The organism is Pseudarthrobacter sp. SL88 (assembly GCF_026672455.1).
Taxonomy (GTDB): domain Bacteria; phylum Actinomycetota; class Actinomycetes; order Actinomycetales; family Micrococcaceae; genus Arthrobacter.
The window spans coordinates 3602299-3626740 of sequence record NZ_JAPPRD010000001.1 but is presented as its reverse complement, the minus strand read 5'-3'; the positions used below and the strand labels follow the sequence as shown (position 1 = coordinate 3626740).

Annotated in this window: 21 protein-coding genes; 15 read left to right on the top strand and 6 right to left on the bottom strand. The window is 68.6% G+C overall.

The annotated features are described in order from the left end of the window. The first annotated feature begins 8 nt into the window (after positions 1–8). From OVA06_RS16390 to OVA06_RS16330, 13 genes are all read left to right on the top strand, one after another. Positions 9–956: a carbohydrate ABC transporter permease gene (locus OVA06_RS16390; protein WP_268159753.1), complete on the top strand. Its 948-nt coding sequence runs from the start codon at positions 9–11 to the stop codon at positions 954–956. Beyond that, complete coding sequence (locus OVA06_RS16385) at positions 953–1837, top strand: carbohydrate ABC transporter permease (RefSeq protein WP_056082651.1); 885 nt, start codon at positions 953–955, stop codon at positions 1835–1837. Before OVA06_RS16390 ends, OVA06_RS16385 begins: the two co-directional genes overlap by 4 nt. 7 nt (positions 1838–1844) lie before the next feature. Next, positions 1845–2993, top strand: a complete 1149-nt coding sequence (gene dgoD / locus OVA06_RS16380; protein ID WP_268159750.1) for a galactonate dehydratase — start codon at positions 1845–1847, stop codon at positions 2991–2993. Between the two features lie 5 nt (positions 2994–2998). After that, positions 2999–3688 (top strand): bifunctional 4-hydroxy-2-oxoglutarate aldolase/2-dehydro-3-deoxy-phosphogluconate aldolase, encoded by a 690-nt coding sequence (locus OVA06_RS16375; RefSeq protein ID WP_268159748.1) that lies wholly within the window; start codon positions 2999–3001, stop codon positions 3686–3688. Beyond that, entirely contained in the window at positions 3685–4668 is a 984-nt protein-coding gene (locus OVA06_RS16370; protein WP_268159746.1) for a sugar kinase, read from the top strand. The genes OVA06_RS16375 and OVA06_RS16370 overlap by 4 nt, the downstream gene beginning before the upstream one ends. Before the next feature lie 81 nt (positions 4669–4749). After that, positions 4750–5754: a bile acid:sodium symporter family protein gene (locus tag OVA06_RS16365; RefSeq protein WP_268159744.1), complete on the top strand. Its 1005-nt coding sequence runs from the start codon at positions 4750–4752 to the stop codon at positions 5752–5754. Between the two features lie 100 nt (positions 5755–5854). Next, positions 5855–6877 (top strand): 3-oxoacyl-ACP synthase III, encoded by a 1023-nt coding sequence (locus tag OVA06_RS16360; RefSeq protein WP_268159742.1) that lies wholly within the window; start codon positions 5855–5857, stop codon positions 6875–6877. Then, complete coding sequence (locus OVA06_RS16355) at positions 6871–9615, top strand: alpha/beta fold hydrolase (RefSeq protein WP_268159740.1); 2745 nt, start codon at positions 6871–6873, stop codon at positions 9613–9615. The genes OVA06_RS16360 and OVA06_RS16355 overlap by 7 nt, the downstream gene beginning before the upstream one ends. Next, positions 9612–10604: an NAD-dependent epimerase/dehydratase family protein gene (locus tag OVA06_RS16350; RefSeq protein WP_268159738.1), complete on the top strand. Its 993-nt coding sequence runs from the start codon at positions 9612–9614 to the stop codon at positions 10602–10604. Before OVA06_RS16355 ends, OVA06_RS16350 begins: the two co-directional genes overlap by 4 nt. 44 nt (positions 10605–10648) lie before the next feature. Continuing rightward, a complete protein-coding gene (locus OVA06_RS16345; RefSeq protein ID WP_268159737.1) occupies positions 10649–11617 on the top strand; it encodes an alpha/beta hydrolase in 969 nt (322 codons plus the stop codon). A 58-nt stretch (positions 11618–11675) separates the two neighbouring features. Beyond that, complete coding sequence (locus OVA06_RS16340; RefSeq protein WP_268159736.1) at positions 11676–12575, top strand: fumarylacetoacetate hydrolase family protein; 900 nt, start codon at positions 11676–11678, stop codon at positions 12573–12575. After that, positions 12575–14416 (top strand): FAD-dependent oxidoreductase, encoded by a 1842-nt coding sequence (locus OVA06_RS16335; protein WP_268159735.1) that lies wholly within the window; start codon positions 12575–12577, stop codon positions 14414–14416. The genes OVA06_RS16340 and OVA06_RS16335 overlap by 1 nt, the downstream gene beginning before the upstream one ends. Next, complete coding sequence (locus tag OVA06_RS16330) at positions 14394–15629, top strand: DUF3500 domain-containing protein (protein WP_268159734.1); 1236 nt, start codon at positions 14394–14396, stop codon at positions 15627–15629. The genes OVA06_RS16335 and OVA06_RS16330 overlap by 23 nt, the downstream gene beginning before the upstream one ends. 100 nt (positions 15630–15729) lie before the next feature. Here OVA06_RS16330 and OVA06_RS16325 read toward each other — a convergent pair whose 3' ends face one another. The 6 genes from OVA06_RS16325 to OVA06_RS16295 form a co-directional block, all read right to left on the bottom strand. Further along, the gene (locus OVA06_RS16325; RefSeq protein WP_268159733.1) at positions 15730–16800 is read right to left on the bottom strand and encodes a quercetin 2,3-dioxygenase; all 1071 of its coding nucleotides are present in this window, start codon (positions 16798–16800) and stop codon (positions 15730–15732) included. Between the two features lie 121 nt (positions 16801–16921). Then, on the bottom strand, positions 16922–18622 hold the full coding sequence (locus OVA06_RS19725; protein ID WP_326493585.1) for an acyltransferase: 1701 nt from the start codon (positions 18620–18622) through the stop codon (positions 16922–16924). Then, a complete protein-coding gene (locus OVA06_RS16310; RefSeq protein ID WP_261618621.1) occupies positions 18619–19524 on the bottom strand; it encodes a sugar phosphate isomerase/epimerase family protein in 906 nt (301 codons plus the stop codon). The genes OVA06_RS19725 and OVA06_RS16310 overlap by 4 nt, the downstream gene beginning before the upstream one ends. Before the next feature lie 94 nt (positions 19525–19618). Further along, complete coding sequence (locus OVA06_RS16305) at positions 19619–20983, bottom strand: BNR-4 repeat-containing protein (protein WP_268159732.1); 1365 nt, start codon at positions 20981–20983, stop codon at positions 19619–19621. Positions 20984–21079: 96 nt separating this feature from the next. After that, the gene (locus OVA06_RS16300; protein WP_056082606.1) at positions 21080–21379 is read right to left on the bottom strand and encodes a DUF4193 domain-containing protein; all 300 of its coding nucleotides are present in this window, start codon (positions 21377–21379) and stop codon (positions 21080–21082) included. A gap of 155 nt (positions 21380–21534) precedes the next feature. Then, the gene (locus tag OVA06_RS16295; protein ID WP_056082603.1) at positions 21535–22089 is read right to left on the bottom strand and encodes a hypothetical protein; all 555 of its coding nucleotides are present in this window, start codon (positions 22087–22089) and stop codon (positions 21535–21537) included. A gap of 320 nt (positions 22090–22409) precedes the next feature. Between OVA06_RS16295 and OVA06_RS16290 the strand changes: the two genes are divergently transcribed. After that, positions 22410–23618 carry an aspartate transaminase gene (locus OVA06_RS16290; protein ID WP_268159731.1) on the top strand — a complete coding sequence of 403 codons (1209 nt, stop codon included), beginning with the start codon at positions 22410–22412 and terminating at the stop codon, positions 23616–23618. 62 nt (positions 23619–23680) lie between these two features. Beyond that, positions 23681–24376 carry a 4-carboxy-4-hydroxy-2-oxoadipate aldolase/oxaloacetate decarboxylase gene (locus tag OVA06_RS16285; protein WP_261618625.1) on the top strand — a complete coding sequence of 232 codons (696 nt, stop codon included), beginning with the start codon at positions 23681–23683 and terminating at the stop codon, positions 24374–24376. The last annotated feature ends 66 nt before the right edge of the window (positions 24377–24442 follow it).

The following is a 24442-nucleotide window of genomic DNA, read 5'->3' as shown; positions in this document are numbered from 1 at the left end:
GGTGAACCATGTCTGTCATGACTCCTCCCCGCAGTGCTGCCCGTCCGGGCCGTGCCAGCGGTCCCCGGGAAAAGTTCTCGGACTGGGCCAATGCCCACCGCAAGTGGCTTTTCGCGGCCCCTGCGATGCTCTTCGTCGGCATCCTCATCGTCTTTCCCCTGGCCTGGACCCTGTACCTGAGCCTCACCGACTCCCAGGGCTCCGTCCGGGCGGCCACCGAGTTCATCGGATTCCAGAACTACATCGACGTCCTGACGGACACCGAGCGGTTCTGGCCCGCCGTGGGCCGCACCCTGGCCTTCACCGGCGTCGCACTCGCCTTCGAAGTGGTGCTGGGAATGGGCATTGCCCTCCTCCTTTGGCGGCCGTTCCGCGGTGAAAAGTGGGTCCGGGTGGCCATCCTGCTGCCCCTTGTGGCCACCCCGGTGGCCGTCGGCATGATGTGGCGTCTGATCTTCGATCCCAACATCGGCTTCGCCAACCAGCTCCTGGGCGTGGTGGGCATCCCCGCCCAGCCCTGGCTCTCCGGCCAGGACACGGCACTGGGCACCACCATCTTCATGGACATCTGGCAGTGGACCCCCATGGTGGTGCTGATCCTGCTGGCCGGCCTGACCTCCCTCTCCGACGAGCCGGACGAGGCTGCCCGCGTGGACGGTGCCAACGCCTTCCAGCGCTTCTTCTACATCACGCTGCCGCTCATGATGCCCACCGTCATCGTGGCCATCCTGCTGCGCGGCATCGATGCCCTCAAGACCTTCGACATCCTCTACGCCACCAAAGGCAAAGGCGGCGGTTCGTTCCACGAGGTGGAAACGCTCAACGTCTACGCCTACGGCCTGAGCTTCGACTACAACCAGTACGGGGTTTCCTCCGCGGTGCTGATCCTGTTCTTCATGATCATCATCGGCACCATGTGGCTGCTGACCATGCGCAAGAAGGCGGTAACCAAATGACCGTGCTCGATGAAACCCCTGGCGCTGCCACTTCCGCGCCGGTGCCTGCCCACCGCCGCCGGAAGCCGCTGGGTACCCGCGCCTACAAGGTGTTCCGGGTGGCCGCGCTCGTGCTCGTGGTGTTGTTCCTCCTGGCGCCGCTGGCATGGATGCTGCTGGCGTCCCTGAAAACGAACGTGGACATCTACGACACCGGCAAGGCGCTGCTGTTCTCTCCCACCATGGAGAACTATGCAAACGTGCTGCAGCGCAACAACTACTTCGTGTTCATCTTCAACAGCTTCTGGGTGGCCTTCGTGTCCACGGCGCTGTCCATCGTCCTGGGCGTCCCTGCCGCCTACGCCATGAGCCGGTTCACCATGCACCGTTCCGCCCTGGTGGTCCTCATGGCCCGGGTCATCCCCGGCGTATCGCTGCTGGTGCCCTGGTACTACGTCTTCTCCAACCTCCGGATGGTGGGGAAGTTCGAGGTACTCATCCTCAGCCACATGTTCGTCGCCCTGCCGCTGATCGTCTACATCATGATGAGCTACTTCGATTCCCTGCCGCTGGAGCTTGAGGAATCAGCGCAGGTGGACGGGCTGACCCCCATCGGCGCCTTCCGCCGGATCACGCTGCCGTTGTCCGTGGCGGGCATGGCCACCGCGGGAATCCTGTCGTTCATTTTCTCGTGGAACAACTTCATGTTCGCCCTGGTGCTCTCCGGCGCGAAAACCAAGACACTCCCCGTGGCCATCTTCGACTTCGTGTCCTACGCCAGCATCGACTGGGGCGGACTGATGGCGGCCGCCACCGTGGTCACCATCCCCATCATGATCATTGCGCTCTTCACGCAGAAGTACATCGTTTCCGGCCTCACCGCCGGTGCAACCAAAGGCTAGGGGCTGCATGACACTCATCAGCAGGATCGAAACATTCCTCATCGCCCCACGGTGGCTCTTCGTCCGGATGGAGACGGACAGCGGCATCGTCGGCTGGGGCGAAGCCACCTGCGAGGGCCGCAGCGAAACGGTGCGCACCGCCGTCGAACAGCTCTCCGAACTGCTCATCGGCAACGATGCCCTGCGCATCGAGGACCACTGGCAGGTGATGACCAAGGGCTCGTTCTACCGCGGCGGACCCATCCTGGCCAGTGCGGTTTCCGGGCTGGACCAAGCGCTGTGGGACATTGCCGGCAAGCACTTCAACACCCCTGTCCACCAGCTCCTGGGCGGCCACGTCCGCGACCGGATCCGCATGTACGGGTGGGTGGGCGGCGACGAACCCAACGAGGTGGCGGACCAGATCAGCGCCCAGCTGGACGTAGGCCTCACCGCCGTCAAGATGAACGCCAGCGGACGGATGAGCCCGGTGGCCTCCGTTGCCGAGCTCGACGGCGTCGTGAAGCGTGTGGCGGCCGCCCGGGAGGTACTGGGCCAACACCGGGACGTTGCCGTGGACTTCCACGGCCGCTTCAGCCTCGCCAACGCCCGCCGTGTGGCGCCGCTGCTGGAACCCTACCGGCCGCTCTTCCTCGAAGAACCGGTGGTTCCGGAGAACACCCACCTGTTGCGGGAGTTCACCTCCTCCACCACCACGCCGGTGTCCACCGGCGAACGGCTGTACAACAGGCAGGAGTTCCTGCCCGCGCTCCAGGCGGGGATCGCCGTTGCCCAGCCGGACCTTTCACATGCCGGGGGCATTACCGAGGTCCGGAAGATCGCCTCGCTGGCCGAGGTGTTCGATGTCCAGCTTGCCCCGCACTGCCCGCTGGGGCCGCTGGCGCTGGCCGCGTGCCTGCAGGTGGGGTTTGCGACCCCCAATTTCCTGATCCAGGAACAAAGCATCGGCATTCACTACAACCGCGGCGCGGAGGTGCTGGACTACGTGGTGGACAAGTCGCCGTTCAAGTTCGTCAACGGCCACATCGAGCGGCTGACCGGGCCCGGCCTGGGCATCGAAATTGATGAGGCGGTGGTGAGGGCAGCCGACAAGCGCGGTCACGCCTGGCGCGGACCCGTGTGGCGCCACCCCGACGGCTCCTTCGCAGAATGGTGAACCACATGAAACCCGTAGAATCCACCGACGCCGGAGTCACGCCGGCCACCGTGCTGGCCGGTATCCGGCGGACCAGGCTCGTCGCCATTGTCCGCGGGAACGACGGCGGTGCTGCCGCCCGCGCCGCCATGGCCGCGATGGAGGAAGGCTTCCAGTACGTAGAGATCGCGCTGACCACGCCGGACGCCCTGGAGGCGATCACCTCAGTGCGTGCGGCTGCTCCCGCCGGCTCGTTTGTCGGCGCCGGGACTGTCCTGAGCAAGCAGGATGTGGACGACGTCGTTGCCGCGGGCGGCCAGTTCATCGTGACACCTTCCCTTGCGCCGTCCATCGAAGCAGCCGCCGGCCGCGGCATCCCCGTACTGGCCGGGGCGCTGACCCCGAGCGAGTCCTTGGAGGCCATGAACCGCGGGGCCACCGCTGTGAAGCTTTTCCCGGCCTCCATCGGCGGCCCCGGCTACCTCAAGGCCGTCCGGGACCCCTTCCCGGACATACCCTTCATCGCCGTCGGGGGAGTGGGCCTGGGCGAAGCGGCCGGCTACTGGGATGCGGGTGCCGTGGCCGTGGGCCTCGGCGGCCCCCTGTTCGGGGACGCGGCCTCCGGTGGAGACCTGGAGGGCATGCGTGAACGCGCCCGCAAATTCCTCGCCCTGGCCGGGGAGTACAACGGCCGGTCCGCGGAGATCCTGCGGTGACTCCCGCCGTCGGACTTCCTCCCGTGGACCTCCTGACCTTCGGGGAGTCGATGGTCTCGCTGCGCTCTGCGGGTCCGCTGGCCTCCGGCGGAAGCCTTGGCATGCACGTGGCGGGAGCGGAATCCAACGTCGCCATCGGCGTCGCCCGGCTCGGCCACCGGACCGCATGGGCAGGCGTACTGGGCGCAGACCCCCACGGCGAGTTCATCCTGAAACAACTCCGCGGCGAGGGGGTCCACCTGCACCACCGCGTGCACCCGGGCCGCAGCACGGGCGTCATGTTCCTCGAACACCGCACCGCTGACGTCAGCCGGGCCTTCTACTACCGCGCGGGTTCGGCCGGATCAACCATTTCCTGTGACGATGTGGACCAGGCCCTCGACGCCGGAGCCCAGGTCCTCCACCTGACCGGCATCACTCCCGCGCTCAGTCCGGATGCGCGGCTGGCCGTGGAGCATGCGGCGGCGCGCGGTGCCCGGGAGGGGATGGTGGTCTCGCTGGACGTGAACTACCGCAGCAAGCTGTGGACCCGGGACCAGGCGCGTGACGTCCTGGCGCCGCTGGCCCGCCACGCCACCATCCTGATCGCGTCCGACGACGAACTGGACCTGGCGATTCCGGCGCCTTCGGCGGCGGGAACCGCCGCCGAGCCCGCCATGGCAGCGCAGCTCCTGGACCTGGGCGTCCGGGAGGTGGTGGTCAAGCGCGGTGCCGCCGGTGCCGGCGTCCACACCGCGGACGGCAACCGGGAAGCCGCCGCGGTTCCCGTGACTGGCATTGACACCGTTGGCGCCGGTGACGCGTTCACCGCGGGCTACCTGTCAGCCCTGCTCGACGGCGGGGACGTGGCTGGCCGCCTGCACCGCGGCGCCCTGATGGGTGCTTTCGCCGTGAGCACGGCAGGGGATTGGGAAGGGCTGCCGACACGGGCAGAACTTGCCCTGCTCGAAGCCACGGCCGGTGGGACCACGCAGCGGTAGGCCCGAAGGTTTGGCGGTGGCCGGTTACGGGCGGCGGTCATCAATTGGCGGAACCATACCAGTCGGTGACAGCATTGTTAGATGCTTGAGGCAACCAAATCGCAGAAGTCCCCTGAGGGCGAACCACTTAATCCGGCACTGGCAGCGGAAAGCAGGATTGCCCGCGTCGCCGTGACGGTCTTCCCGCTCCTCGTGGTGGCCGCAGGTATTGCGGGGTACTTGATCCCCGGGACCTTCAAGCCCATGGGGGTCGCCGTGCCTTTCCTGCTGGGCATCATCATGTTCTGCATGGGCCTCACCCTGACCCCGCCCGACTTCGCCGCTGTGGCAAAGCGGCCCTGGGCTGTGGCGCTCGGCATCGTGGCGCACTACGTGATCATGCCCGGCGCCGGCTGGCTCATCGCGCAGGCACTGAACCTGGAGCCGGAGCTTGCCGTCGGCCTGATCCTGGTGGGCTGTGCCCCGTCCGGCACCGCGTCCAATGTCATGGCCTTCCTCGCCAAGGGTGATGTTGCCCTCTCCGTGGCGGTGGCCTCCGTGTCCACCCTGATCGCACCCATCGTCACCCCGCTGCTCGTGCTGTTCCTGGCGGGTTCCTACCTGAACATCGACGCCGGCAGCATGGTGGTGGACATCCTCAACACGGTCCTCCTCCCGGTGGTCGCGGGGCTGCTGGCCCGCCTGTTCCTCAAGAAGCTCGTGGATAAGGTGCTGCCGGCACTGCCGTGGGCATCCGCCGTTGTGATCTCCCTCATCGTGGCCATCGTGGTGGCCGGCAGCGCCAGCAAGATCGTGGCCGCCGGCGGCATCGTGTTCCTGGCCGTGGTCCTGCACAACGGATTCGGCCTGGGACTGGGCTACCTCGCCGGAAAACTGGGCCGCCTGGATGACAAGGCCCGCCGTGCGCTGGCCTTCGAAGTCGGCATGCAGAACTCCGGGCTGGCCGCCACTTTGGCCACGGCACACTTCAGCCCGCTGGCCGCGCTGCCGTCCGCCGTTTTCTCGCTGTGGCACAATATCTCAGGCGCCATAGTGGCAGCTTGGCTGGCCCGCCGCCCCCTCCAGGACACCCCGGCAACGCAGTGACCGGGAATAAATGTGCACGACGGGGCACTTGCCTGCATAGTTAAGCTCCTGCGCCGGTGGGTAATAGACACCGCAGGACAGAAACGAACAGGGGCTTGAATTGGCAGGTAATGCAACCTTCCGGCACACCAACACCGCGCTGCTCTCGGTGAGCAGCGTCGAAGCTCCAAGGATCGTGAGTTCCGTTGACTTCGACCGCCGGCTGGCATCGACACTGCAGCGGCTGAAATTCCCGCCCCGGCTCCTGGAGCGCGTCGCCGGGATCACGCACCGCCGCTGGTGGGCGGCCGGCACATCGTTTGATGACGCCGCCATCGAGGCAGGAGCCAAGGCCCTTGCCGAGGCCGGCGTGGAAGCGTCCGAGGTTGGCCTGCTGATCAACACCTCGGTGACCCGCCGCAACCTGGAGCCGTCCGTTGCGGTGAAGATCCATCACGGACTGGGCCTCCCGTCGTCGGCCATGAACTTCGACCTCGCCAACGCCTGCCTCGGGTTCGTGAACGGCCTGACCCTCGCGGCCAACATGATCGACTCCGGCCAGATCAAATACGCCGTGATCGTCAACGCCGAGGACGCTGAAGCCACGCAGGAAGCGACGCTCGCCCGGCTGCAGCGGCCCGAAACCACCCGCGAGGACTTCAACCGCGAGTTTGCCACCCTCACCCTGGGCTCCGGCGCTGCCGCGGCCGTCCTGGGCCCGGCAGACGGACACCCCGGCGCGCACCGGCTGGTGGGCGGGGTGATGCGGGCCGGTACCGAACACCACGAACTGTGCGTGGGCGGCATCGACGGCATGTCCACTGACACCAAAGGACTGCTCGACGGCGGCCTGCAGCTCGTGGTGGACGCCTGGCACGAGGCGCAGCCGGAGTGGGACTGGGCCGCCATGGACCGGTACGTCACGCACCAGGTGAGCAACGCCTACACCCAGGCCATCATTGATGCCATCGACCTGGACCCGGCCAAGGTGCCCATCACGTTCCCGCACTGGGGCAACGTGGGACCGGCTTCGCTGCCCATGACCCTTGCCGCCGAATCCCAGTCCCTCGAAGCCGGGGACCGCGTCCTGTGCATGGGAGTGGGCTCAGGCCTGAACACCGCCATGATTGAAATCGTTTGGTAGCCGCCGCCTGGCCCGGAGTGGACCCCGCGTGGTCCCGCGAACTTGCCGTGCCCTCCACCTCCGGTGCGGATGAGCCCGGAACGGTCCGCAACTGGCACATCCTGGATAACGGCGCCCAGCTCGAGGCCCGGGGGCTGACACCTGCAGGCACCCTGCTGTGCGTGCACGGCAACCCCACCTGGTCCTATCTTTGGCGCACGCTGCTTGCCGCCGGGTCCAATCCCGCCCAACCGTGGCGCGTGGTGGCGGTGGACCAGCTGGACATGGGGTTTTCGGAACGCACCGGCACGTTCCGGCGCCTCGCCGACCGCATCAACGACCTGGCCGACCTCACCACGGCGCTGGGACTGGACGGTCCCGTGGTCACCGTGGGACACGACTGGGGCGGGGTCATCAGCCTGGGCTGGGCACTGGCACACCCGGACCAGCTCGCCGGGGTGGTCCTGACCAACACGGCCGTCCACCAGCCGTACACATCCAAAATTCCGCCGGCGCTCCGGCTGGCCCTGCACCCCGCCGTGCACCAGTGGGGAACGGTCACCTCGGACGCCTTCCTGCGGGTCACCCATTCGCTGGCCCACCCACCGCTTGCCGCGGACATCAAGTCCGCCTACATGGCCCCCTACCGGGGTGCCAGCCGGCGGGCCGGCGTGGGCAACTTCGTGGCCGACATCCCGGTGGACGAATTCCATCCCAGCTTTGCGGCGCTGGCCGGCGTGGCGGAAGGGCTGCGCGGGCTGACAGTCCCGGCCCTGATGTTGTGGGGACCCCGCGATCCCATCTTTTCCGACCGCTACCTCAAAGACCTCATCGGCAGGCTTCCGCACGCCAAGGTGCACCGCTTCGAGGGCGCGGGACACCTTGTGGCGGAAGACCGGGACATTGCCTCGCCGGTGTTTGAGTGGCTTGCCGGCCGGGAGGGTGCTGCCCCGGGCGGTGCCGTCTTGAAAGGTGCTGTCCCGGCCGCCGCTGATTCTGGCGCCGACGCTGACACTTCGGGCGCCCCAGCTGATGTTGTGGGCACACCAGCCAGCCCGGTTGCGCCCGAGACCGCTGAATTCCGGCCCCTCTGGACCCTGCTCGGCGAACAGGCCGCAGGGCCCGCAGGCACCGGGTCCGCCGTCGTGGAGATGGCCCCGGACGGCACGGCAGCCCGGTCGCTCAGCTGGCAGCAGCTGGAACAGAAAATCGTGGACCTCGCTGCCGGGCTGGCGAAAGCCGGAGTAGAGCGCGGCAGCAGGATCAGCCTCATGGTGCCGCCCGGGGTGGACCTCACGGTGGCCCTCTACGCCTGCCTGCGCCTTGGCGCCGTGGTGGTGGTGGCCGATGCCGGACTGGGAACCAAGGGCCTGAGCCGCGCCGTGAAAGGCGCCACCCCGGACTTCATCATCGGCATCGACAAGGCCCTGGCAGCGGCCGCCGCCCTTGGCTGGCCCGGCCGTCGGATCAGCGTGGGCACCCTCCCGGCGGCGCGCCGCCGCCTCCTCGGCGCCGACACCTCCCTCGCGGAACTGACCCGGCCCGGCGCCGGAACCGGTGCCGCACAGCCCGCCGGTGCTGCCGACCCCGACGCCCCCGCCGCCGTGCTGTTCACCTCGGGCTCCACCGGGCCGGCCAAGGGCGTGCTCTACACGCACCGGCAGCTGGCCGCGATGCGGGACACCGTGGCCAGCACCTTCGGCATCCGGACAGGGTCCAACCTGGTTGCCGGCTTCGCTCCCTTCGCCCTCCTGGGCCCGGCGCTGGGCGCTGTGTCCGTCACACCGGCCATGGACGTGACGGCGCCCCGAACGCTGACAGCCCGCGCGCTGGCCGACGCTGCCAGGGCCATCAACGCGACGGTGGTGTTTGCCTCGCCGGCGGCGCTCCGCAATGTCGTTGCCACCCGGGAAGACCTCGATGAGGCGGGGCTGAAGGCGCTGGCCCGCGTTGAGCTGCTGCTCTCCGCTGGAGCCCCCGTCCCCGAACCGCTCCTGGCAGAGGTCCAGCAGATGGCCCCCGCCGCCTCGCTGCACACCCCTTATGGGATGACGGAAGCCCTGCCGGTCACGGACATCAGCCTGGAACAGATCAGGGAAGCGGACGCCGAAACAGCGGCCGGACACCTCCAGGGCGGCGGCAACGGCGTGTGCGTCGGCAAACCCGTCCACGGAGCACGCCTGGCCATCATCCCGCTCGCGGCGGACGGCACCGCGTCCGGAACCAGCCCGGTGACGGACACCGGCGTGACAGGTGAAATCCTGGTCAGCGCCCCGCACGTCAAGGACTCGTACGACAGGCTCTGGCTGACCCAGCGGGAAAGCGCCGGCCTGCCCGGCTGGCACCGCACCGGGGACGTGGGGCATTTCGACGCCGCCGGGAGGCTCTGGGTGGAAGGCCGCCTCGCGCACGTGGTGACCGCACCCGGCGCCGCAGTAACCCCCGTGGGTGCCGAGCAGGCCATCGAACGGCTGGAGGGTGTCCGGCTGGCCGCCGTCACGGGCGTGGGTCCGTCCGGTACGCAGGCCGTGGTGGCCGTCGTCGAGACCGTGCCTCCAACGCGCACCGCGGGACCGGCTGAACCGGCACTCGCGGCAAGCGTCCGTGCAGCAGCCCGCACGGCCGGCGTCGAAATCTCCGCGGTGCTGGCCGTTCCCGCACAGCCCACCGACATCCGGCATAACGCCAAAATCGACAGGACACGCCTTTCGCGCTGGGCAACGCGCGTGCTGGCCGGCGGCCGGCCGGGGAAGCCATGAAGGTCCTGGTCACCGGCGCCAGCGGCATGCTCGGCGGCGCCGTTGCGCGGTTCCTGGTCCGCGAGGGCCACACCGTCACCACGCTGCAGCGGCGCCCGTCGGGGGTCGACGGCGCCACGGACCTCTGCGGGTCCATCACCGATGCCGGGGTGCTGAAGGACGCCGTCCGGGGCCAGGACGGCGTCATCCACCTGGCCGCGAAGGTCTCCTTCACCGGACGCGCGGCGGAGTTCGACGAGGTGAACATCGAGGGCACCCGCCGGCTCCTGGACGCCGCCCGGGCGGCGGGCGTTCCGGACTTCGTGTTCGTTTCGTCCCCGTCCGTGGCGAATTCCGGCGCCGCCATCGTGGGGCTGGGAGCGGGCCCGGCAGACCCGGAGCACGCCCACGGCGACTACGCACGCACCAAGGGAGCCGCCGAACTGCTGGCCCTGGCCGCTGATTCCCCGGGCTTCCGGGTGGCCGCTGTGCGCCCGCACATCGTCTGGGGCCCGGGCGACACCCAACTGGTGGAGCGCGTCCTGGCGCGCGCCGCCGTCGGCCGCCTGCCCTTGCTGGACGCCGGAGCGGCCCTGATCGACACCACCTACGTGGACAACGCTGCGTCCGCCATGGTGGCCGCGCTGGAACGCATGGAGCACGTCCACGGCCAGGCGGTGGTGGTCAGCAACGGCGAGCCCCGCCCGGTGGGTGAACTCCTGGCCGGCATTTGCGCCGCGGGCGGTGTCGCGGCGCCGTCGTGGGCCGTTCCCGGAGCCGTGGCCCGGAGCGTGGGGGCCGTGGTGGAAAGGCTGTGGCTGTGGGCCGGACGCACGGAAGAGCCGCCGATGACCAGGTTCCTCGCCGAGCAGCTGTCCACCGCCCACTGGTTCGACCAGCGCCGCACCCGGGAGCTCCTGGACTGGACTCCTGCGGTGTCGCTGGATGAAGGACTCGCGAAGCTGGCCAGGCACTACCGGCCGGGATCGGCAAGCCTTTTCATTCAGTGAAACCGGCCGCGCCGTGCGGCTTCCCGATACCCCACAGTTGATTCATGACGCAGCCCACACCGGGCTTGTCAGGCAGCCACCACAGGATCATCACGGGACAGAACGGCGCGGTACACATGGAGTCAACGACGACGGCGGGGCGGATCCTTCGGGGGATTGAGTTCGCCCGCCCCGGTGGCGGAGCGCCGCTGCTGCTGGACCTCTACCTCCCGGCGGCGGATCCCGCCCGGGGCCCCGCTTCGGGCGCCCCGCGCCCCGCGGTGGTTCACTTCCACGGCGGCGGCTGGCGGACGGGGGAGCGTTCCTCGCTGGGGCCCACCGTGGACAGTTTTGGACTCAGCCCCATTGAACAGCTGGTGGACGCCGGCTTCGTGGTGGCCTCCGCCGACTACCGGCTCACGGATACCGCCACATTTCCCGCCCAGCTGCATGACGCCAAGGCAGCGGTCCGCTGGGTCCGGGCGCACGCCGCCGATTACGACGTGGACCCCGGGCGCATCTACGCGTGGGGCGACTCCGCGGGCGGACACCTCGCCAGCCTGGTTGGCCTGACCGCCGGGTCAGCCGCGTTTGCCGATGACGGCGGCACCGGGACCGCTGACGGCGTCGCCGCGGTGGTGGCCTGGTATCCGCCCACCGACCTGGTGCGGATGGGTGCCCAGGCCCGGCCCGATGCCGTTGCCAGCGCCGACGACCCGGGTTCCCGGGAAGCCCTGCTCATCGGCGCCCGGCCCGCCGACGCCCCGGACAAGGCAACGGCCGCCAGCCCCCTCACCTACGTGCATACGGGTGCACCGGCCTTCCTCCTCATCCACGGAACGGACGACAGGTTCGTCCCGGCGGCCCAGTCCACCGCCCTTGCCGGGGCGCTGGAAGACGCGGGCGCCGCCGTCGAACTTCTCCTGCTGGACGGCGCGGACCATATGTGGTCCACCCCGGATGGCAGCAGTGCGGCCGCCGAAACGGCTACCGCCGCAACCCTTGATTTCCTCCGCCGCCAGTCGGAGCACTGATTTTCCACCACGCCCGGGCGGCCCGATTGCCCGGCCGCCAGACCTGAAAGGCCACCTCATGCAGTTCATCGGCATCAACCACAACGGCGAACCCTGGGCGGCAGCCCTTGCCGGACGGCACGTCCTCCCGCTGGCCACCGTCACCGACTTCTGGGCCGACCCGGAGGGATGGCAGGACAAGGCAAGCACACTGGTTGCCGCCGCCGCGTCCCATGCCGGTGCGGAGGGTAAGGAAACGTCCGACGCCGGCGCCTGGCTGGAGCGGGACAGCGTCACCGAGGTGCCGCTCGTCCCCGCCGCGGCCCGGGTCATCTGCGTGGGCCTGAACTACAAGGCGCACGTGGCCGAAGGAAGCTTCAAGGACCAGGAACTGCCCCCGTACCCCACCCTGTTCGCCCGCTGGACGGCGTCCCTGTCCGTAGGCAACGTCCCGGTTCCCGTCCCGGCCGGCGAGGCCGGATTGGACTGGGAGGGGGAAGTGGCTGCCTACATCGGCCGCCGGGTCGAATCGGCGGACGAGGCCACCGCGGCGGACGCCGTCTTTGGCTACTCCACCTTCAACGACATCACCTCCCGCAAGGCCCAGAAACTGACCTCGCAGTGGACGCTGGGCAAGAACGGCGACTTCAGCGGGCCCCTGGGCCACCTGGTCAGCCGTGACGAGGTGGGCGATCTCCGCGACGGGCTCCAGGTCCGGACCCTGGTGAACGGCATCGAAGCCCAGAACGGCAACACCCGGGACATGATCTTCTCCGTGCCGGCCATCATCTCGCTCATCAGCCAGACTTTCACCCTGCACCCGGGCGACGTCATCGCCACCGGCACCCCGGAAGGCGTTGGCTACGCCCGCACCCCGCAGTGGCTGCTGCAGCCCGGTGACACAGTGGTGGTGGAGATCGAGAAGCTCGGCACCCTGACCACCCCCGTGGGCGACATTTCCCTGCGGAGCCGTGCCTGATGGACACCTCGCAGGGCACCTTCCCACGCGCTTTTCCCATGACGGATGCGGCGGACATCCCCGATGAGGTCCAGGTCCTCATTGCCGGCGGCGGCCCCAGCGGACTGTTCCTGGCGCTTGACCTCGCCTCCCGCGGCGTGGCCAGCACGGTGGTTGAACCCCGCACCGGCGTGGACCACACCCGGCCCCGGGCCAAGACCACCAACGCCCGCACCATGACCCACCTGCGCCGGCTGGGGCTGGCCGGAGCCCTCCGCGACGCATCACCGCTGCCGGTGGACTACGCCCAGGACGTCATCTTCTGCACCGGCCTGACGGGCCCGGCCGCACACGAGCTGCGCCGGTTCCGCAACGCCTTCCAGCTGGTTCCCGGCCGCTACGGCCCGCAGCCGGAAGGCGGGCAGCAGGTGCCGCAGCCGGTCCTCGAGGAGGTGCTCCGGGCCGCCGTCGACAGCCATCCGCTGGTGACACTCGTGACCGGATGGTCTGTCACCGAGGTCCATGAGGCGGGTGACACTGCCCGGGCGGCGCACACCGCAGTTGTTTCGAACGGCACGTCCGCTGCCGCCCGCACCATCGCCGCGGAATATGTGATCGGTGCCGATGGCGGGTCCTCCGCCGTCCGCCGCAGCCTGGGCATCCGCCTGGAGGGTGGCTCCGCTGCGCTGTCCAACATCAGCATCCTCTTCCGCTCCGAGTCGCTGGCCCCCGCCATCACGCTGGACCCGGCCGTGCAGTACTGGGTGGTGGGTTCGGGAACGTCCGGCATGGTGGGGCCCATGGACCTGGACGGCACCTGGTGGGCCATCGTACAGGGCGTGGACCCGTCCGTTACCGTCAGCACGGAGGACGCGGGCGCCATGGTCCGCGCGCTCGTGGGCGCCGAGGTGGACATCGAGGTGCTGGCCACCGATCCGTGGACCGCCCGCATGCTGCTGGCCCCCCACTACAGCCGGGGCACCATTTTCCTGGTGGGCGACGCCGCGCACCTCAACCCGCCGTGGGGCGGCCACGGCTTCAACACCTGCATCGGCGACGCCGCCAACCTGGCCTGGAAGCTGGCCGCAACCATCAACGGGTGGGGCGGTCCTGCGCTGTTGGCCAGCTACGGCCAGGAGCGCCGGCCGGTGGCTGACCGCACCATCGGCGACGCCGCACGGAACGGCAAGGCGCTGGCTTACCACTTCGCGGATCCGGAACTGGCGGCCTCCGGGCCCGCCGGCGACGCCGCGCGGCATACGGCCCGCGAGGCGTTGGCCGTGAAGCAGAGCGAGTTCGATTCCCTGGGGCTGGTGCTGGGTTATGCGTACACCGGCTCGCCCCTGGTGGTGCCGGACGGCCTGCCTGTACCGCCCGAGGACCCCATCCACTACGTCCCGTCCGCCAGCCCGGGGGCACTGCTGCCGCATGCCTGGCTGGCGGAGTCCTTCTCCCTGTACAGTGCTCTGGGCCCCGGGTTCACGCTCCTGGCCGACGCCGGTGCGCTGGGCGGGGTGCCGGCGGATGAGGCTTTTGCGCCGGTAGTGGAAGCAGCGGCCCGGCAGGGCATTCCGGTGACCGTCGCCGCCGTCGGCCCTTCCGGCAACGGCACCCGCCTTTCCGAACTGTGGGGCGCCGACGCCGTGCTGGTCCGGCCAGACCAGCACGTGGCGTGGCGGGGCAATTCAGCCACGGCCGCCGCGGCCGCGCTGTCCGTTGCGGCGGGCCGGCTTCCCGGTTTGCCGCAAGAAGCCGCGGCCAGTGGGACGGCACACCTGCCGGTCACAGAAATCCCAGCAGCCGACTTTCCAGCACCAGAATTTCCAGCGAGGAGCACCCGTGTCGACGCCGTCATTCCGTGATTACCTGTTTGCCCCGGACCATCCGCGCGTCGCGGAGATCCGCGGCCTGAACGCCCGCGAATACGCCGAAGCTGCGAAGACCGACTCCTTCGCGGGCCCGATGATCGAGGGCTGGCAGAAGCTCTACCCGCAGCCGTTCACGGGCGTCACCAACGACGGCGTCCGACGGGAAGGCCTGTTTCCGCTTGCACCCGCCCGGCCGGGGGAGGAAGCGCCGACGGCGGTCATGGTGGCCGCCGCGCGCAAGCTCCTGGGCACCCTCACACCGGAACAGGCGGAAAAGCTCTCGTACGCCGTGAACGCACCCGAGTGGCAGAGCTGGGCCAACCCCGAGTTCATGCAGCACGACACCGGGCTGCGCCTGGACGAGCTGGACGGGCCGGTCCGGGACGCGATCCTTGGGGTTGTGGAGGCGAGCCTGTCCGGGGAAGGGTTTGAGCTGGTCCGGAACCTGATGCGCATCAACGGCTTCCTGGGCGACCTGGTGGAACTGCCGCTGCTCATGAACGAATTCAGCTACAACTTTGCCCTCTACGGGCAGCCGTCCGAAACGGAACCGTGGGGGTGGCAGCTGTTCGGCCACCACGCGGCGCTGAACTGCCTGGTGGCAGGCACCCAGCTGGTGATTTCGCCGGTGTTCATGGGCGCCGAGCCGGACATGATCGACGCCGGCCCGCACCGGGGCGTGAAGCTCTTCAAGGAGCGCATCGCCCTGGCCCGGCAGCTGATGGGTGCGCTGCCCGCGGACGTTCGTTCCAGCGTCGTGTCCTACGGCTCCATGGTGGACCCGGCAATGCCTGAGGGCCGCATCCACCCCGGCGACGAGCGCCACCTGGGCGGCTGCTTCCAGGACAACCGGGTGATCCCGTACGAGGGCATCCTGGTGGCGGACATGCCCGCGGAAGCCCGCGGACTCCTGGACGCCGTGGTGGACGACTTCATCGGCTACCTTCCGGACGGACCCCGCGCCGCCCGCCGTCGGGAAATCCAGGAGCACTACAGCGAGACGTACTTCAGCTGGATCGGCGGCTGGGAGGGGGACGAGGCGTTCTACTTCCGCGTGCAGAGCCCGGTGGTGGTGCTGGAACTGGACCACCACACCGGCGTGTTCCTCAGCAACGATGAACCTGCCCCGTTCCACATGCACACCGTGGTCCGCACCCCCAACGGCAACGACTACGGCCGCGAACTGGCCAGGCAGGCAACTTCCTGACCAGTACCCGGTCATTGCGGATGGTCTGTGAACAGCAGAAGGCCCGGATTTCCTTTCGGAAGTCCGGGCCTTCTGCCTTCGGGTTTTTGGTGGGCTGGATTTAGGGGATGTCGAGGGCTGCGCGGCGCTGCGGCGGGGGTCCGACGACGGTCAGGTCCATCTCCGCCTGGGCCCGGCCGAAGCCTTCCATGTCCATGTAGGGCGTCCCGCCTTCGGTGTACATGTAGTCCTCGGTGGGCTTGTTGAAGTACTCAAAGAAGCCATTGAAGACCGACGGCGTCAGGAACCCCACCATCTGCGTGTTGTGCGAGTCGAACGCGAACGAGTGGATGGTGCCGGCCGGGGCGTGGACGAAGTCGCCCTTGGTCAGCAGCATTTCGCGGCCGTTGGCGTACAGCCACATCCGGCCCTCGGTGCAGAGGAAGTTCTCGGTGTGTTCGGAGTGGAAGTGCAGTGGGATGTAGGGCGACTTGGCGCCCTTGGTGTGCACGGCGAAGTAGTTGGATCCGGTGTTGGCCGGGCGGGACAGGTAGGTGAACATTGTCTGGTAGCTGGCCAGGCGCTCACCCTCGTGGGCACTGAGGAAGTAGGGGCTCTGGGTGGCGGGGAGGCCGGCGTCGTGCTTGAACGTGGGGGTGACACGCTCCACGTCCGGGAAGCTGATGCCGAACTCGGCACCCACCTCGGCCTGCTCCTGCAGGCCCGCGGACCGGCCGGCGCGGACCGGCGGGACGTGCGAATCGATGGGCGTGCCCACCCGCTCGTAGTAGGCCTCGCCGCCGCCGGGCGTCATCCAGTTCAGGAACCGGGTGTAGTGGCTGGCCATGCGGTAGGCGTGCGGCGTGTTCGGCGGGATGACCACCGAATCGCCGGGGGTCAGGATGCGGCTCTCGCCGGGCAGCCAGACGTGCAGGATGCCGTCGAAAACGTACAGGGTCTTGTGCTCGATGCTGTGGGTGACGAACGGGGATTCGGCGCCCATGCCGCCGGAAATGTAGGCGGCGCTGAAGATGCCGCCGGTGTCCGCAGCCCGGGCGATGACCGTGACCAGCTGCCCGTTGAGCTCGTAGCGTGCGCCCTCGCCGGAGGCCATGTAGTACGGGACGGCCTCACCCGGCAGCGCATTGGCCACCGGCAGTTGCTTGTTCATTTCCTCCACGCTGAGGGACATCGGTTCCTTCTTTCGGGTCGCCCGGCACGGCCGGAGTGTGAGTCCCCACCAGCATGACGGACTGCCTGCCGCGCGTCAGTCCGACTTTTCATTCAATGAACAACCCGCTGCCGGCCCGCAGCTACAGCGTGGGGAGCAGGAAAGCCGGTTCCGGCCGGTGCACGCCGCGGGGGCGGTAGCCCAGGGCCTCCGAGTGTCCCAGCAGGTCCGCCAGGTACCAGATAATGCTGAGCCACATCTCGGTGCCCTGCAGGCCGGGGAGGCTCTGCTGGCCGCTTTCCGGTGCCGCGCTGAAGGCCATGCCCTGCCCGGGGTGCCACTGGCTGAGGGCGTGGTCCAGCTGGGTTGCGGCCCAGGCCTTGATATCGGCCTCCCGGTGCGTCACCTGTTTCCGCGCGAGCCAGAGCGGATGGACGACGTCGAGCACGTTGCACGCGTTCTGCCGGCTGTCCGCGAAGTACCGGGGATCCGCCCCGTGCTCCAGGACGGTGTCGATCAGTTGTTCCGGGTGGGGGACCGGCAATCCGAATTGGGCGAAGGTGCCGCGGGTGAGCCGGTAATAGCCGTTGACCACCTTGAGCCGGGTATCGGCGGAAGGGGTTCCCCAGGTCCCAGCGGCGCTGTTGACCCGGGTCAGGAGCCAGCCGAACAGGGCCTCCAGGGTGCCGGTGCTCCCGCGGTTGGCGTCCGCTGCGTGTGCCAGGTTCCAATACTCCGCAGTTCCCCAGGCATCCACCCAGGCACCGGATTCCCAGGCTTCCTTCCGCCATGGCAGGGCGTTCAGCCGGGCGGCCAGATCCGCAGGCCCGGTCCCGGCCACCGCGTGGATGGGGTGCTTGAATCCGCTTCCCAGCAGATCGAGGGCGTAACCCACGGACAGCACATGGTACGTGGCCTCCCCGCGCCCGAAAGCCGGTTCACCGGCGTCCGGCAGCCCGTCGGGGCCGTACTCGGGCACCAGGCCCGTCCGTGGATCCTGCAGCGACCGGAGCCGGTCCGCGTGCGCGTCCCTGCTGAGCTGCGGGGGAGTGGTGCGGAGCAGGAGATCCGCGATTTCGACCGCGTCGCAGTGGGCCCGGACCGTTGCCGCTGCACCCGGACGGTCCACGTACCGGCCCTCACCGAAGCCGCCGGCGCCGGACGCCTCCTGCTGCCACGAGCGGGCGATGATCTCCGTGGCGTCGGCCCGGGCCGTTGCTGCGAAGGATGCCAGCCGTTCCCGCAGGATCCCGTCGCCGCTGCCGGCAGGTTTGCGCGGACTCCTCCTGTCGCGGATAAACCGTGCGGGATTGCCGCCCACCACCGCCCAGTCGGGCACGTCCTTGGTGACCACGGCACCGGCGGCGAGGACTGCGTGGGAACCCACTGTGACGCCGTCGAGCACCACCGCGTTGGAGCCGATCCAGACGTCGTCGCCGAAGACAATGCCCTTGCTGGTGAGCGGCTGCCGGAACACCGGTGCGGACGGCTCCATGGAGTGGTTGAATCCCAGAATGGAGGTGTGCGCGCCGATGCGGACGCCGTCGCCCATGCTGACGGTGCCGCGCACCACGGTGAAGGCGTTCACCGTGCAGTTGCTGCCGATCCGAAGATCCCCGGTGAGGTACGCGTGGGCGGCAATGAGCGATTCGTCCCCCAGGGCCAGGCTGTCCGGGTCCACCATGGCCAGCGCGGAAACGTAGGCCCCTTCGCCGATAGTGATGCCGCCCTTGCCGGCCAGGGCCCGCTGCCGTTCCAGCTGCGCCTCACGCTGAGCGGCGGACGCATTGGCCCGGAAGGTCCAGGGGGAATAGTCGAAACTGAGGTCCGGCTGGGCGTTCACGGTGTCTCCACAACGGTGTCTTGGGCTGAAACGGGCTGCTGGCGGTCCGGCCAGTGGCGCAGGTACCAGGCCTTGGTGGATGCGAGGGCGGCGTCCAGCCGGACAGCATCGGGGTGCCACGCCTTCTCCCATTCCAGGCACAGCAGTCCGGTGTAGCCGTGGTCCTTGAGGAGCTGCGCGAATCCGTCCACGGGCAGGGTGCCATCCCCGATCGGCACCGGGGTCCGGCTGTCCGGCAGCCCGGCGTCCTTGACCTGGACGCTGCCCAGGCCGTTGGTGAGCCAGGGCGCCAGGATGTTCCACGTATCCTCGAGGCTTTCGCCCACACGCCAGGGGTGCATCAGGTCCCACACGGCACCCACCCTTCCCTCCGCCTGGCCCAGGATCTCGGCAATGTCCCGTCCGCGGGGGTGGGAGTCGTGGGTTTCCAGCGCCGGAAACACGTCCAGTTCTTCGGCAAGGCGGCCGACGGCGGTGAGGCGCCGGGCGGCGAGGGCGTTGACTTCGTGCCGGGCCGCCGTTGTCACGGGAACCTGCTGGTAGTCCGCGGGCGCCGTGGGGGCACCGGGAAAGACCCGGACCGTGGGTGCTCCGAGGTCCGCGGCCAGGAACAGCGCGGCCTCAAGGGCGCCCACCACGAGTTCGTCCGGCGCCGGGTCCGCCACCCGGATGTAGCTGGCCAGCCCGGTGATGGCCACGCCGGCGTCCGCCACCTCCGAGCGGAGGCGGGCACGGTCCTGCCGGGTCATCGCCGGCGCTGCGATCTGGCCCGGGGCAAGCCGCAGTTCAACGCCTGACACCCCTTGCCCGGCCAGCCAGCCCAGCACGGTGCCGAGCCCTTCGCCGGGGGCGCCCAGGGTGGAAACGGTCAGGACCGGGCGGCCCTCTGGAAGGTAATGCAAGGGTCTCCCCGGTCTGTAAGGAATATCGTTTCAACCATTCTTTGCGGGCCCCTCTGTGCGGTCAACCGATTAATGGCGGTTCGATCACAATCGGTCAGCTGGGCGGCTGCGGGTTGGTCCCGTCGCCCGCTTCCGGGCGGCTCACCTGTCCCACTACCTCGGCGGTGTAGGCCTGGGAAGAGGCCATGCTGCCGCGGAACCACAGCACGGCGTGGACGGAGGGGTCGCCGGGAACCACCAGGGGGCGGAGGTTGTCGGAGTGGGAGCCCCCGGTCACTGCGCTCCAGCTCCAGCTGGCGCCGCCAGCGGACGTCTGTCCCCGGTAGATCTCGTAGTGGTCAGTGGCTTCGCCGGTGCCGGGGTGGACCGGCGTGGAGATGTAGACCTGGTCCAGGTTGTTGGGATCCACGGCGCCAAGTCCGGTGTAGTCCTGCTCATGGGGGAGCAGGCCCGGGCCGGCCACGGCCAGCGGGTGCAGGGCCCACTCTGTTCCGTCGAAGCGCGCGTACAGCAGCCGGTGGTCGTCGACGTCGAGCCGTTGCTGACGCTGGAGCGGCCCGTTGACGTCGTTGGCCCGGCAGCTGATGATGGCCGCCAGCTGGTTGCCCTGCCCCCGCAGGTCTGCTGTCCAGGCGTGGGTGAGGACGTCGCCGTCGATCTCGGTACCGGCCCGGAAGACGGTGGTGAGGGTGTCCTGGTTGACGCCCGCGGAGCCCAGAAGCGGCTTGCTGGCCACCCGGCCTTCTGCGTCGTGCAGCGCATCGTCCCGGATGAAGCCGTGGTAGATGCTGTTGTTGAAGTCGCGGGGGTGGTGGTCCGTGGTGATGAGGTCGATCCGGTCCACGCCGTTGCCCCAGTAGCGGGTGTAGCCGTTGACGTAGCCAACCTTGGGGCGGGTGAAGAGCTTGCCGCCGTAGCGCCAGGTGCTGCCGTCGTCGTCGGCCAGCATGGTGGGATCGTCGTTGACGGCGCGGACAAAGTTGTAGACGCGGGATTCGGCGTCCAGGCGGTGCAGGTTGGAGTAGGTGGCGCCGCGGCCGTCCGCCAGCTCGGTCCAGTCGAAGACCTGCTCGGGCTCCCATTCGGAGGCGTCATGCGGCCGGACGGATACGCGCCAGCGGGAGTAGTTGTCCGTCTTGTGCCTGGCGTACATCGCCACGTATCTGCCGTCCGGCCGGATCAGCAGTGCCGGGGCGTTATGGTCATCGGATTCCAGCCGTTCGTGCAGCACATGGACCTGGCTGTGCCCCGTGGCGGGGTCAAGCACCGCTACCTCGATGTTGCCGCCGCGGTCAGCACCGCCGGGCCCTTCCGGAGCGGCGACGGAACCCACCAGGAGGGTGTTGTTGGCCGGATCGATGAGGGCGCGTTCGTCCTGGAACCAGCACCATGCCCCGTTGTCATTGATGCGCACTGTGAAAGCCGTTCTGTTGATTAAAGGAAGGTTGGCGTGCTTCATTCAATCAGGACCGGCAAGCCTTGGAAAGGGCTTTCCGTCATGGGCGGGCTCACCGGTCCGGGCGGAAGCGGCCGTCCGCCGCCTCCGCATGGCCGCTCAGGACTCGCATTCCCTGCAGTACTTCTTCCCGTCCTTTTCCCGTGCCAGCTGGCTGCGGTGATGGACCAGGAAGCAGGACATGCAGGTGAACTCGTCCGCCTGGACCGGGACAACCTGGACCTGCAGTTCCTCGTGGGACAGATCGGCTCCGGGGAGTTCAAAGCTGTCCGCAAGGTCAGTCTCGTCCACATCGGGAGCCGCCTCCCGGCGTCCCGGCTTGTCGGCCTTCAGCTCCTCGATGGCAACGTTCGGTTCGTCTTCCGGCGTCACCCGTGGAGCGTCGTAGTCAACTGCCATTAGTGCGTTCTCCTCTCTGGCTGGTGAAATCCGGAACCACCTGGCAGGTTTGTCCGACGGGATTCCTCCCGACTGATTCTTCTGGACAGATTCTTCCGAACAGGGCAACAACGCCGGGCCGGGGCCACAATATTCCCTTCCGTGCCTGCGGCCGGTCAGCCTTCCGGCCGGGTGTTCACGCCCCTGGTCATCTTGCGGATTTCGTCGTGCTTCAGGCCGCTCACGGAGGCGAGCTGGTAATCGTCCAGCAGGCGCTGTTTCCTCGCGTCCGCCAGCACCTGGACACGGTGGCGTTCGACGGCGGCACGCGCCGCTTCAACGGCGGACACCTCGTCCGCGATCCCGGCAATGGTGCGCAGCTGGTCCTCGGCCGGCAGGCCCGAGGGGTACAGCCCGTCCCGGCCCAGCCCGATGCCGCGGACCGCGGTGACCGGCACGCCCGCAGCCCGTGCGATGGTGGTGACCTTCACGCCGTCGCAGACGGCCTGTGCCACGCGTTCGTTGAGCTCGGAGAACAGGGCCCGCAGCCGGCTGGACCGGAGGGAAATCATCCGCCGCTGCTGCTCCAAAAGGTCCCGGATCTCGCCAATCCTGGCGGCGGCAGGGTCCGGCTGCGGTGTTCCCCGGTACCGGTACGCGCCACGCGGGGAGCCACCGGTGTGCGTGGCCGCGGCAGCGGCCGTTGGGCGGAAGGCGTGGCGGGAGGACACGGCCGGCTCCTTGCTGCCAAAAGGCTCCTGGGACGAAAGTAGCGGAGGACCACCCCAGGCAGACGGCGGAAAGCCGGCCGCCGCCGTCGTGCGCCATGGCGCGGAGCGCGGGAAGGAGGTCCAGCCTGCCACGCTACGCGGCCCCGCCGCCGGGCAGGGAATACCTATTTGGCGTGGTGCTATAGCGGATTCTTCTGGGTGCGGCGTCATAAGGGCCGCTTATCCGTCCACGCACTTTAGGTCTTATCCAAGCGGGGCGTTCCTTCCCTACGCTCGAATGAGTCACCCTCCGTCCGCAGTGGAAGGCCCCGGAAGAGAACATGCCTGAATTCGTGCCAGCGTCACGCGTCACCCGAATCAAATCCTCACCCAGCGTGGCCGCAGCGGCCCGCGTCCGGGAGCTCAAGGCCGAGGGCCGGCGGATCCTGGACCTGACGGTGGGCGAACCGGATTTCGATACCCCCCAGCACATCAAGGACGCCGCCATTGCCGCCATTGGCCGCGGCGAAACCAAGTACACCTCGGTCACCGGAACGCCCGAACTCCAGCAGGCCATCCTGCAGACGCTCGAGCGCAAGACCGGGCAGCGGTACACGCCCGGCGAGATCACCATCGGCGGCGGCGGCAAGCAGGTCATCTTTACAGCCTTCATGGCCACCCTGGACGCGGGTGACGAGGTGGTCATTCCCGCCCCCTACTGGGTGTCCTACCCGGACATGGTGCTCGCCAATGAAGGCACCCCGGTGGTCGTCCCCTGCTCCGAGGACACCGGCTTCAAACTGACCCCGGAGGTGCTGGCAGCGGCCCTCACGGACCGTACCAAGTGGGTCATCCTCAACACGCCGTCCAACCCCACCGGGGCGGTCTACTCCCGTGCCGAACTCGCCGGCCTGGCCGCGGTCCTCAAGGAGCACCCCGCCGTCCATGTCCTCACCGACGAGATTTACGACGAAATCCACTTCGGCTCGGAACCGATCACCAGCCTCGTTGCCGTGGCGCCGGAACTCAAGGACCGCGTGCTGGTCACCAACGGTGTCTCCAAGGCCTACGCGATGACCGGCTGGCGGCTGGGCTACGCCGGCGGACCGGCGCCCCTGGTGGCAGCCATCAACAAGCTCCAGTCCCAGATGTCCTCCTGCCCGTCGTCCGTCAGCCAGGCGGCCGCCGCCGCGGCACTCACCGGCGACCAGTCCTTCGTCCGCGAAAGCGTGGCCGTGTACCGCGAACGCCGGGACGCGGCAGTTTCCGGGCTCAACGCCATCGAAGGCCTCAACTGCGCGACGCCGGAAGGCGCCTTCTACGCGTACGTCAACTGCGGCGGGGTCATCGGCAGGACCACGCCGGACGGGAAGCTGATTGCCAACGACGAGGACTTCACCCTCTACCTCCTGGACGCCGCCTCCGTGGCCGTCATCCAGGGCTCGGCCTACGGTGTGGGCCCCTACTTCCGGATCTCCTACGCCACGGGACTGCCCGTGATCGAGGAATCCATCGCTGCCATCGAAAAAGCGGTCCTGGCGCTCTCCTGAGCCCCGTGTCCTGCATCAGCCCCTCAACCACCTCCCTTTCCAGCCTCTCCAGGAGCCATCCCGTGATCCACGTCAAGACCAAGTTCGACAAGCCGTCCGAGGACGCCATCGCACGCCTGTCCAAGTTCTCCTCAGCCACGGTCCACGAAGCCCAGGGGCGCAAGGGTGCGCTGAGCTCGAAGATCAAGCCGATCGACCGCAGCATGTCATTCTGCGGCCCGGCCGTCACCGTGGTGTGCGCGCCGCGGGACAACCTCATGCTGCAGGTGGCCATCCACTACGCCCAAAAGGGCGACGTTGTCCTGGTTGCGGCCGGTGAATTCGAGGAAGCCGGAACCTTCGGCGACGTGCTGGGCAACGCCATGAAGGCCAAGGGCGTCGCCGCCATGGTGACCGATTCCGGCGTGCGCGACACGAAGGACCTGATCGAGCTCGGCCTGCCGGTGTTCTCCGGCAGCGTCTGCATCAAGGGCACCGTGAAGGAAACCATCGGCCCCATCAACCACCCGCTGGTGTTCGGCGACGAAATTGTCTACCCCGGCGACGTCCTGCTGGGTGACGCCGACGGCGTCGTGGTGGTCCGGAAGGACGAAATCGAGGAAGTCATCGCACTGTCCCAGGCACGCGTTGACGCCGAAGATGAACTCATCCGCCTCTACAAGGAAGGCGGCACCACCATAGAGCTGTGCAAGCTTACGGACGTCCTCAAGGCCAAGGGCCTGCTGGTGGAGGACGCCGAACTCGAACCCGCGCTGTAAGCACAAAGCAGGGCCCGGGGTTCCTTTCGGAACTCCGGGCCCTTCTGCTGTGGTGGAACTTGTCAG